Here is a 10,875-nt window from a genome sequence, read left to right on the forward strand (position 1 = left end):
ACGCGCAGTGCCCGTCGCAACGCCGATCCGGTTGCGGCACCGCACTCCCTGCACCGAGGCCTGCCCGGCTTCGCTGCGCAGCCATGCCCGCATCACGACCGCGCGCGTCGGCCCGACGACCGCCGATGCGCGGAGGGACATGAGGCCGCCCTGCCCGGCACGGTCTCGCCCAGACAAGCCGCGTGGGCGCATCCCGATTGCACGCACGCCCGGCCCGCCGCACAATCGGCGCACATCGAACGCAGGGGGCGTCATGGAAGACCGTCGTCGCGCCGGCGCAGGCCGCGCGCACCGCAGCACACCCGTACCTTTCTGGGCGCGCACCCGCGCCATCGCGCTGTATCCGTTGCACGGCGGCGCGCTGTTCGCCCTGATCGCGCTGACCCTGTGCAGCCTGCTGGGCATGCTGCCGGGCATCGGCTGGATCATCGGCATCGTCACCACGCTGGCGATCTACAAATACGCCTTCGAGATCCTGCGGCATACCGCCGACGGCCACATGGATGCGCCCGAGCGCGGCTTCGACATCGGCGACGGGGTGGTGCTGCGGCTGCTGGCGCTGATGATCGTGCTCGGCACGGCGGTGATCGCGACGCTGCTGCTGGCCGGCCCGGTCGCGGCCTTGCTGGTGCTGCTGGCAGTGGTGCTGCTGCAGCCCGGCTTCCTGATCTCGCTGGCCATCGACGGCAGCCTGCGCCGCGCGCTGAACCCGGCGGTGTCGATCGGGCTGGCGCTGCGCATCGGCTGGCCGTACCTGGCCGCGTTCGGCCTGTTGTTCGTGATCCAGGCCAGCGCGCTGAGCGCCGCCAACTGGCTGCAGCACTACCTGCCGCCGCTGGCCAGCGACCTAGCGGTCACCGTGGTGACGATCTGGGGCCTGTTCGCCGCCTTCCACCTGCTGGGCTATCTGGTCTACCAGTACCACGAGGTGCTGGGCTACGAACCGGCCGCCGGCAACGACGATGCGTATCGCCGCCACGATCCGGACCAGCGCGTGCTCGACGAAGCCGAACAGTTCGTGCGCGACGGGCATGCGCCCGAGGCGCTGCAGTTGCTGCGCGGCGAAGTGCGCTCGCGCGCGGTCGGCCTGGCGGTGCACGAGCTGTACCAACGCCTGCTGCGCACCGGCGGGCGCGCCGACGACCGCCGCGACCACACCCGCCAGTACATCAATCGCCTGCTGCAGGAAAAGCAGGAGCGGCGCGCCCTGGCGCTGCTGCGCGAAGCCCTCGACGCCGATCCCGACTTCGTCCCGCTGCTGCCGGAACAGGCGTCGCTGCTGGCCGAGCGCGCGCAGCTGGCCGGGCAATTCAAGCTCTCGCTCGACGGCCTGCTCGCCGCGCTGCGCGCCTGGCCCAATGCGGCGGAATTCGGCACCTGGTCGCTCAGTGCAGCGCTGTTGCTGGCCGAACGCTTCGGCGACGACGCGCAGGCGCGCACGCTGCTGCAGGACGCGCTCGTGCGCTGCGAGGACGAGCTGCAGCGCGGCAAGCTACAGGCGGCCCTGAAGGCGCTGACGATCGCGCCTGCCTGAGGCGCATCAGGCGTTTGCGAGCAGGAACCGCGCCTTGTCGGCCTGCGGCAGATCCGGGTAGCGCTCGATCACCGCCAGCAACAGGCGTCGCCACTCCGAGAGGGTCTGTCGCTCGCCATGGCCGAGCGCGAGCCGGAACCAGTGCTGCGCCTGTTCGGCGCGCGACACTGCCGCGGCATCCTGCGCCAGCAGCGCTTCGACATCGTGCAGCCGGCCCAGCGCCAGCCAGCGATCGAACAGCAGCGCACGTGTCGCCGCATCCATGGCAATGGCACCGGCAGTGCAGTCGCCGAGCAGCGCCGCCTGCTGCTGCGCTTCCTGCGCCGTGGTCGCCGGCAGGCGCAGCAGCTCGATCGCGCGCGCCTGCGCGGCACGCGCATCGCCGGCATTGCGCGCGCCCCGGTAGCGCGCCTGCGCCACGTCGAAGCGGCGCGGCTGCTCGGCGGCGAGTCCGTCGAGCAGCAACGCCGCCTCGCGGTTCTCCAGCCGCCCCAGGTGCCGCTGCGCGCGCTCCCAGCGCTCGTCCGCGGCATCCACGGACTCCTCGCGCATGAATGCCTCGCGGGTCTGCCGCGTCGCCACCAGCGCCGCGCCGAGCAGCGCGCCGACGACCAGGCCGCCGGCATGCGCATCGAAGCCGATCCCGGCATCGCCGTTGGCCAGCAGGTTGTACAGCTCCCAGCCCAGCCACAGCGGCAGCAAGGCGATCGCCGGCCCGCGCACGTAATCGAACACCACCGCGAACCAGTAGAAGAAGCGCACCGGCCGCCGCCCCCCAGACCACGCAGAACGCGCCCATCAGCGCGGCGATGGCGCCGGACGCGCCGAGCCCGCCACCGGCCTCGCCCCAGCGCCAGCACAGGCTGACCGCGCTGGAACCGAACGCGCCGAGCAGGTACACCAGCAGGAACCGCCACGGCCCGATCGCGCCTTCCAGCAAGGTGCCGAGCACGACCAGGAACAGCATGTTGCCGAACAGGTGCAGCGCATCGCCATGCAGGAACGCCGCGGACAGCATCCGCGCCGGCGACCATTCGGAGCTGCGCTGCAGGTGGCGCAGGGTGAACACCCGCTCCAGCAGCGCGTCGTAGCGGGCGCGCAACGGCGCCCAGGCCTGCTGCGCCGCCGGATCCTCGAACGCCTCGCCGCTGCGCAGCGCCTGCTCGAAGCGCACGTCGTTGAGACTGGCGGTACCGACGAATTCCGCCTGCTGCGCCGCCGGCAGGCGCTCGAACTGGGCCAGCGCGTCCTTGCGTCCGCTGCGCTGCAGATAGCGCGCATAAGCTGGCGCTTCATGGGCGCCGAGCCCGGAGTCCAGGTAGTAGCGTTGCGCCTGTTGCAGCGGCACCGCGTCCTGGCGCTGCCAGCCGAAATAGACCGCTGCGTTGAGCAGCACCAGCAGCAGCGTGACCAGCGGGAAATTCTCCCGCGACAGCGGCTTGTGCAACGGCAGGATCAGCATCGAACAACGTCCGTGTGGATGGCCGCGCCAGCTTCGGCGATCGCCTGCGAGTGCGCAAGGCGCACGCACGCGCTAGCATCGTCCCCCGCTCCACCGCAGTACCTACCCCGATGAGCCGCTGGCGCCCACCTGCCGAGAAAAGCACCGCCCTGATCACCGCCGAGGGCCACGCACGGCTCAAGGCCGAGCTGGAAGAGCTATGGCGCGTGCGTCGTCCGGAGGTAGTCAAGGCGCTGGCCGCGGCCGCGGCCGAGGGCGACCGCTCGGAAAATGCCGAGTACAGCTACCGCAAGAAGCAGCTGGGCGAGATCGACCGCCGCGTGCGCTACCTGAGCAAGCGTCTGGAAGCGCTGCGCGTGGTGGATACCGCGCCGTCCGATCCGCAGGCGGTGTTCTTCGGCGCCGTGGTCGAACTGGAGGACGCCGACAGCGGCGAGCTGCTGCGCTACCGCATCGTCGGCCCGGACGAGACCGATGCCGGCCGCGGCTGGATCAGTATCGACTCGCCGCTGGCGCGGGCGCTGCTGAAGAAGCGCATCGACGACGAGATCGAGGCGCAGCTGCCCGGCGGCCGCCACAGCTTCGTGGTGGTGTCGGTGGACTACGCCGCGCGCTGAGCGCCGCGCCGTCCACACCGGGGCGCGCCGGCACGGCCGGCCGCCTCGCTCACAGCACCCGCAGGTCCAACGCGCGCGGCTGCGCCGCGCCCGCCGGCAACGCCTCGCCGAACAGGTCGTGCTCGTCGCTGTCGGTGATCTCCACGTCGACCAGATCGCCCGGCTGCAGGCCGCGCTCGGCCCCGTTCTGGATGTGCACCAGGCCATCGATTTCCGGCGCATCGGCCTTCGAACGCGCCACCGCGATGCCGTCCTCGAGCAGATCGACCAGGCATTGCTGCACGCTGCCGATCTTGGCCTCCAGGCGCGCCGCGGAGATGTCGGCCTGCCTGGCCATGAAGCGCGCCAGCCGCTCCTGCTTGACCGCCTCCGGCACCGGATCGGGCAGCGCATTGGCGCTGGCGCCCTCCACCGGCGAGTAGGCGAACGCGCCGACCCGGTCGAGCTGGGCAGCGTCGAGGAAGTCCAGCAATTGCTCGAACTCGGCCTCGGTCTCGCCGGGGAAACCGACGATGAAGGTCGAGCGCAAGGTGATGTCCGGACACAGCGCGCGCCAGCGCTGCACCCGCTCCAGGGTCCGCTCGACCGCGCCCGGCCGCTTCATCAGCCTGAGGATGCGCGGGCTGGCGTGCTGGAACGGGATATCGAGGTACGGCAGCAGCTTGCCCTCGGCCATCAGCGGGATCACCTCGTCCACGTGCGGGTACGGATACACGTAGTGCAGCCGCGTCCACACGCCCAGTTCCGAGAGTCCCTCGCACAACGCCTTCATCCGCGTCTGGTAGCGGCGGCCGCGCCATTCGCGCTCGGCGTATTTCAGGTCCACGCCGTAGGCCGAGGTGTCCTGCGACACCACCAGCAGTTCGCGCACACCGCCCTTGACCAGCCGCTCGGCCTCGCGCAGCACCTCGTCGACCGGGCGCGAATCCAGGTCGCCGCGCATCGAGGGAATGATGCAGAAACTGCAGCGGTGATTGCAGCCCTCGGAGATCTTCAGATACGCGTAGTGACGCGGGGTCAGCTTGACCCCGACGCCGTCCTCGTCGCGCACGCCGTGGCGCCCGCGCGGCAGCAGGTCCACGAACGGGTCGTGGCGCGGCGGCAACGCCGCATGCACCGCCTCCATCACGCTCTGGTAGTCCTGCGGCCCGGACACCGCCAGCACGTCCGGGTACGCCGCACGGATCTGCTCCGAGCGCTTGCCCAGGCAACCGGTGACGATGACCTTGCCGTTCTCGGCCATGGCCTCGCCGATCGCCTCCATCGATTCGGCCACCGCCGAGTCGATGAAGCCGCAGGTGTTGACCACCACCACGTCGGCCGCGTCGTAGCTGGGCACGATCGCATAGCCCTCCACGCGCAGTTGGGTGAGGATGCGTTCGGAGTCGACCAGCGCCTTCGGGCAACCTAGACTCGTGAACCCTACTTTGGGTACTCGACCCTTCGTCGGATTCACGTAATTTATTGATTTCATTTAACTTTCCCCCTCAGCCATGCCAACACCGAAGGTGGCTGATTTTATTTCTACTGTAATACCCAAGGGCATACATATACCCAGCTCGAAGGTCGCGCTATCTTACCGAATGAGGCGACAACACCTGACATAGCATGGGCTACCGCTCCGGAGCAGCTCAGATTGCGAGGGTGCAAAAGAACAATGGCGAAGTTCCGGCAGATGACCATCGGCGAGCGCCTTCGGTGGCTACTGGTGGTCCGACGCCTCACCCAGCAAGGGTTGGCATCAAAGATCGGGATTACGCAAGGCGCAGTCTCAAACATCGTGGGAAGCGCCTCGCGCCAGCCGACCGCGCGAACGCTCCTCAAGATGGCTGATGCACTGGAATGCTCTGCGGAGTTCATCCTGCTGGGCGAAGGTAGCCTCTTTGAGCAGGTCGCACCACGGAATGCGCGAGAGGCCGAATTGTTGTGTCTCTACCGGAGCCTCCAATCTACCGAACAGTCCACTCTCATGGTGTTCGCGCGGATTCTTGCTCGCTCGAAATAGCCGCCGCGCGGCGAATTGGAAAAGCGTGCGGAGTTATGACCACCAATGCCAGCAAGCGAGCTCACCCGTTTGACGTGTCTCGCGGGCCTAACAGGGTCAGTTCTCGCTCGCTAACAATCCGAGCCGTCGAGAACATCTATGCCCACTAGCGAATCACGTTACACATGGCCATTGGCCTCATCCCGGTCAAACTTGAAGTCCATAGGCAACCTACCGCGGAAGGAGTGAAGCCGTTCCAACATGGCCTGCAGCTCTGGCTTCTTGCGGACCGTGAAGAGTCGAGGACCGTCAACGATAACCTCGATCTCATCGCCCTCCCGCAATTCCAGTGCCTCGACCAAGCTAACCGGCAGGCGTATAGCCAAGCTATCACCCCACTTTGCGACTCGCATAGTGAATCAGCATCATATATGTACGGATGTGTATTCTGCCGCTTACCCATTCCGCTGCAACCAGCCCCCCCCTGGCGTGCGAGGATGGGACGGCACGACCTGGAAGAACAGATTGACCTGGTCGCTTTCATCGGCAGACAGCCGATCTCGTCGATGATGAGCATCCGCGCCCCATCAAGTAACCTTCCGGCCGAAGGCGGCAGCGACAACGCGCTATGCAACACCTCTGGTCACAAGGAACTCCGCTTGCGCATCTATAGCACCAGGTGCTATAAAATCACGAGTTGTTTGCCCCGGGCCGATAGGAGTGGATCTCGATGCGCAAGACAAAGTCACCTATCGTTGAGGCAGTGCGCGACACGGCTAAAGGCCTGCACAAGGCCGTCCTAATGGATCAGGTCACGCTACGCGAGATCGACCCGCTCTGGTTGCCACAAGTAGAGCCATTAGGACCCGCCGAAATCAAGCGCATCCGTGAAAACGCACACGTTAGCCAAGCGGTTTTTGCACGCCTACTGAACACTAGTCTTTCGACCGTTCAGAAATGGGAGATCGGGCAGAAAAAGCCCGCGGGAACTGCGCTCAAGCTGCTGCATCTGGTTCAAAAGCGCGGCGTGCAAGTCATCGCATGACTGCGATGCTCCAGCAACACTCGATCAGGCTGCAAGTGCGCGGACCAGCCTGTGGCAAATGAAATCCAGCCCATCGGCGTGCGACCAATCGCCCAACGGCTCGCAAGTAAAGGTGATATCGCATGAATGCCGATATTCTCAAAAGAGTAGTACGAGCCATTGCTGATGGCTCGCAATCTGACTTGGACCGGCTTGCCGGCAAGATCGTCGAAGCAGAACGCAAGACAGGTCACGTCAGGCTGGCTGAGCAGTTGGAGGCCATCCTCAAGCAGCATAAGACGAAACGTGCGCCGCCGTCACCGATTCCGCCAACTGACGTTGAGCGCACGCTCAAAGAGCTGCCCATAAGTCGGCGTCACGGGGAGACTCTGGCCACGCTCATCCCTCACGAGCAGTTGGAGCACCACATGGTGCTGCCCGAAGCTGTCGAGCAGCGCTTCGCCCGCATCGAAGCCGAGTTCGCAGCACGCGACCGGCTACGTACCTTTGGACTCAAGCCACGCAAGACTGTGTTGCTTTACGGCCCGCCGGGCTGTGGCAAGTCGTTGGGCGCTAAGCGGCTCGCCTGGAATACAGGCTTGCCGCTGATGAAGGTGCGCTTTGACGTGCTTATTTCCTCGTTCTTTGGGGAATCGGCCCAGAACCTGCGATCCATATTCAGTAGCGCCAAGGAGAAACCATGCGTGCTGCTACTCGACGAATGCGACTTCATTGCACGATCACGTACTGCCTCTAAGGATATCGGCGAAGTGTCTCGCATCGTCAACTCACTGCTGCAGCTCATGGAAGAGTACGACGCGCCTGGCCTGCTAGTGGCGACCACGAATCTTGAGTCCGCGTTGGACCCTGCGCTGTTTAGGCGCTTCGACGATGTTTTCTCTATCCCCCTGCCCGGCAAGATCGAAATTGAGAGGCTGCTGAGAATGACGCTGTCGAGCGTCCGGATGGACCGAACCATTGCCTGGGACCCATTGATCGCCAAGCTAGAAGGATCGTCGGCTGCGATGGTCGTGAAGGCGGCGCAGGACGCTGCAAAAGCCACTGTGCTGGCCAATCGTCAGTCTTTGTCGCAAGACAAGCTGCTAAAGGCCGTCGAGGAACTGCAGCGGTACGATACGGCACAAAGGGCATAAACCCATGGCGGAAGCGCACAATTTTGAGCACCTTCCACTGCTCCTGCGCTACCAAGGTAAGGCGCGCTTGCGCGGAGGTGGCGATCCGTCACCGCAAACGCTAGCAAACAAAGGGGCGCAGCGACAAGCGCACAGCGTCACTTTAGATGCCGCTGCCCACTCGGTCAGTGCGAACTGGCAGGCTCGCAAGGCACAGCGCCAAGCGACGGACCAAACCTTGCCGGAAATTCCGGCGGGCATTCCTATCCTGTTGCAGATTGACACCGGCCTCGACCTTGACGCGCTGCGTGCCAAGTTCCAATTCGAGATTGTTGCAGAGCAGGAGGACGGCTATGTGATCGTGGCGTCTGAGGACACTCATCTAACGACGTTCCGCAATATGGCCCAAGGGTTTGCTGTCACCGTGCGCGGCTCGGCTACCATCGCCGAAATCCACGCGCTGTTCGACGATCCGAACCAAACGGACCGGCTGGGCCGAATCCTTTCTGATCAGTTGATGGCATCGTGGGGCACTATCGGCGAAGACCAACACTACATCGTTGACATTGGCATCGCCTGCTCCGGCACGCAGGAAATTCCGCCGCGCCCAGTGCGTGGCAAACGTGCGACCGACGCCCAATGGGCGGCTAAGGAATACGAGTGGTCGGAGCGGCGGACCAGCGCGTACAACGAGTGGGACGACATCAAGATCGAACGCGAGAGTTCCATCCAGAAGTTCACCGAGTTCTATCAAGCCGAAATCCTGCATATGATGGACAGCGCCGACTTCGATGCGGGCGTGCTGCCGGACAGTTTCACGGTCCGGCTGAAGATCTCGGGCAAGGGGCTGAAGGACTTCGTCCTCAACTATCCCTATATCTTCGAGGTCGTCGAACCGGAAGACATCGCGCTGCCCCAACACCAAGGCCAGCAAGGCGCGCAAGCGGTGCCCGCAGTTACGCCGCTCGCACCCGATGCCGACGCGCCTGCAGTCTGCGTCATTGACAGCGGCATCCAAGAGGCGCACTTCCTGCTACAACCTGGCATCGACCAAGCCGCGTCCCATTGCTTTTTACCGGGCCAAGCCACGACGGCGGTCGCCGATGAAGTCGCGCCGGGCGGCCACGGCACGCGCGTCGCAGGCGCCGTGCTATATGGCGAGGACGTGCCGGTCGCCGGCGCACCGCAGTTACCATTCTGGATTCAGAACGCTCGCGTGCTCGACGCCCAGAACGCGATGCCTGTCGAGTTGTTCCCTCCTGAAGCGCTACGCAAAGTCGTCGAACGCTTCAACGACGGCCCGCGCCAGACCCGCGTCTTCAATCACTCGATCAACGCGCGCAGCTACTGCCGCACGCGCTATATGTCGTCTTGGGCGGCTGAGATCGACCAGTTGTGCAATGAACGGGATGTACTCATCGTGCAAAGCGCTGGCAACCTGCCGCTGCAAGGCACGCCCCCATTCCTTGGCATCGCCGACCACCTGACTGCTGGCCGAGACTATCCCACCTACCTCGCAGAAAATGCGGCCCGTATTGCCAACCCGGGCCAGAGTCTGCAGGCCTTAACTGTCGGCTCTATCGCCTACGACGCCGCCGAGCAAGGGGCATGGCGTACCTTCGCCACACGGCCCGCAGACCCGTCGGCGTTCTCGCGGGCAGGCCCCGGCATCTGGAACGTCATCAAGCCCGAAGTTGTGGAGTACGGTGGCGACGCCGCGCGCACTAACAACGCGCCGCCAGACATTCAGGTCGGCGGTGTCATCCCTTCCGCCTGCCCCAACCTGATCCGCTCGACACTGCATGGCCCCGGTCCGGCAGCTGATCGTGACACTGCCGGCACGTCCTATGCTGCGCCCAAGGTCGCACGCATTGCCGCCCAGGTGCAACGTGTCTTGCCTGCCGAGCCAACACTCCTGTATCGCGCCCTCGTCGTGCAATCGGCGCAGTGGCCCGCCTGGGCGGAAGAAATACTGGCGCTCTTGCGCAATCCGCCGCCGAGCATGACGCTTGAGGAAAGAAAGATTCTGTTCACCGCAGCGTCCAATGCCTTCCGTTGCCTGGGCTTCGGCATTCCGGACGAAGCGCGGGCCACCACCAACACTGACCATCGAACGACCCTGATCACAAGCGGCGACACCGAAATCCATGCCGGCGAATGCCATGTCTACCAGGTGCCCATCCCGGCGGAACTACGCAATCAAGCTGACGAATTCGATATTCGTATCGACGTGACCTTGTCCTATGTCGCTCAGCCGCGGCGCACGCGCCGCAACCTTCGACGCTATCTCTCAACTTGGGTTGATTGGAAGGCCAGCAAGCTGGGCGAGGGATTGCATGACTTCCGCGTGCGTGCAATGAAGGACGCCATTAACGGCGAAGCGCCGCTGTCCGGCTCCACACTACCCTGGGTACTTCATGACAAACCCCAAGATGGCCTGATCCGGGACTTCAAGCGCAACAGCGGAACGGTACAGAAGGACTGGGCCGTCGTACGCTCAAACAGTCTTCCTGACCACTTCTGCATCGCCGTAGTGGGCCACCAGGGTTGGAGCCATGACCCGGACTCGACGGCGCGCTATGTCCTTGCAGTGACCTTTGAAATATTGGGCGGAGAAATGACGATTTACGAACCGCTTCGAGCGGCTATTGCCGAACTTCAAGCGCAGACCGAGGAAGTAGAAGCACAGGCCGAACTGGAGGTCGGCGTCGATGATTAGTCATCCCTAGAGCCCCCCGCACAGCAAACGCACGTGGACGCCGCACTGTGCGGCGAGGCGATGAGCATGTACCTGACCGAACCACGCGGCACTCCGGCGCCCAACATCAAGATGACCCACCTCCAGTACATGAGCCCGGACGAGGCTTGTGCGCGCAACGTAGAGCGCAACGTACTCATGCGCCTGCACGATCGCATCAAACCCATCGCAGCTTCAGCCTTCGCGCACACCGAGGCGAGCTTCAGCGTCATAGTGCGCTACACGCTCACGCCCGATAAGCCAGCGGTGGTGTTCGAGATTCAAACCACCACGACGCCAGCGGCTGAAGAGGGGCGACTGACTGCGTTCTAGAACGGCGCCGCAGCGCTTGACGATGCCCGCAGCACCCGGGGCACGGTCTAA

General features: G+C 64.7%; 9 protein-coding genes and 1 pseudogene. 7 read left to right on the top strand and 3 right to left on the bottom strand.

Annotation, left to right across the window (positions count from 1 at the left end):
• Positions 1 to 253: 253 nt before the first annotated feature.
• On the top strand, positions 254 to 1,534 hold the full coding sequence (locus NRY95_14310) for a hypothetical protein (GenBank protein ID UYC14898.1): 1,281 nt from the start codon (positions 254 to 256) through the stop codon (positions 1,532 to 1,534).
• A 6-nt stretch (positions 1,535 to 1,540) separates the two neighbouring features.
• On the opposite strand, the pseudogene NRY95_14315 reads toward NRY95_14310, so the two are convergent.
• Positions 1,541 to 2,996, bottom strand: a pseudogene (locus tag NRY95_14315) (rhomboid family intramembrane serine protease).
• Between the two features lie 110 nt (positions 2,997 to 3,106).
• Between NRY95_14315 and greB the strand changes: the two are divergent.
• On the top strand, positions 3,107 to 3,613 hold the full coding sequence (gene greB, locus NRY95_14320) for a transcription elongation factor GreB (protein ID UYC14899.1): 507 nt from the start codon (positions 3,107 to 3,109) through the stop codon (positions 3,611 to 3,613).
• A gap of 49 nt (positions 3,614 to 3,662) precedes the next feature.
• On the opposite strand, the gene rimO is transcribed toward greB, so the two are convergent.
• Positions 3,663 to 5,087, bottom strand: a complete 1,425-nt coding sequence (rimO, locus tag NRY95_14325; protein UYC14900.1) for a 30S ribosomal protein S12 methylthiotransferase RimO — start codon at positions 5,085 to 5,087, stop codon at positions 3,663 to 3,665.
• Between the two features lie 183 nt (positions 5,088 to 5,270).
• Here rimO and NRY95_14330 point away from each other — a divergent pair, with 183 nt between their 5' ends.
• Positions 5,271 to 5,618, top strand: a complete 348-nt coding sequence (locus tag NRY95_14330) for a helix-turn-helix domain-containing protein (protein UYC14901.1) — start codon at positions 5,271 to 5,273, stop codon at positions 5,616 to 5,618.
• 158 nt (positions 5,619 to 5,776) lie between these two features.
• Here NRY95_14330 and NRY95_14335 read toward each other — a convergent pair whose 3' ends face one another.
• Positions 5,777 to 6,010 (bottom strand): AbrB/MazE/SpoVT family DNA-binding domain-containing protein, encoded by a 234-nt coding sequence (locus tag NRY95_14335; protein UYC14902.1) that lies wholly within the window; start codon positions 6,008 to 6,010, stop codon positions 5,777 to 5,779.
• A 317-nt stretch (positions 6,011 to 6,327) separates the two neighbouring features.
• Here NRY95_14335 and NRY95_14340 point away from each other — a divergent pair, with 317 nt between their 5' ends.
• The 4 genes from NRY95_14340 (at position 6,328) to NRY95_14355 (ending at position 10,824) form a co-directional block, all read left to right on the top strand.
• On the top strand, positions 6,328 to 6,642 hold the full coding sequence (locus NRY95_14340; protein ID UYC14903.1) for a DNA-binding transcriptional regulator: 315 nt from the start codon (positions 6,328 to 6,330) through the stop codon (positions 6,640 to 6,642).
• 122 nt (positions 6,643 to 6,764) lie between these two features.
• On the top strand, positions 6,765 to 7,775 hold the full coding sequence (locus NRY95_14345) for an ATP-binding protein (protein UYC14904.1): 1,011 nt from the start codon (positions 6,765 to 6,767) through the stop codon (positions 7,773 to 7,775).
• Between the two features lie 4 nt (positions 7,776 to 7,779).
• Complete coding sequence (locus NRY95_14350; protein UYC14905.1) at positions 7,780 to 10,473, top strand: S8 family peptidase; 2,694 nt, start codon at positions 7,780 to 7,782, stop codon at positions 10,471 to 10,473.
• Positions 10,474 to 10,506: 33 nt separating this feature from the next.
• Positions 10,507 to 10,824 carry a hypothetical protein gene (locus NRY95_14355; GenBank protein ID UYC14906.1) on the top strand — a complete coding sequence of 106 codons (318 nt, stop codon included), beginning with the start codon at positions 10,507 to 10,509 and terminating at the stop codon, positions 10,822 to 10,824.
• Positions 10,825 to 10,875 lie beyond the last annotated feature (51 nt).

Source organism: Xanthomonas campestris pv. phormiicola (genome assembly GCA_025666215.1).
Lineage (GTDB): Bacteria > Pseudomonadota > Gammaproteobacteria > Xanthomonadales > Xanthomonadaceae > Xanthomonas_A > Xanthomonas_A campestris_A.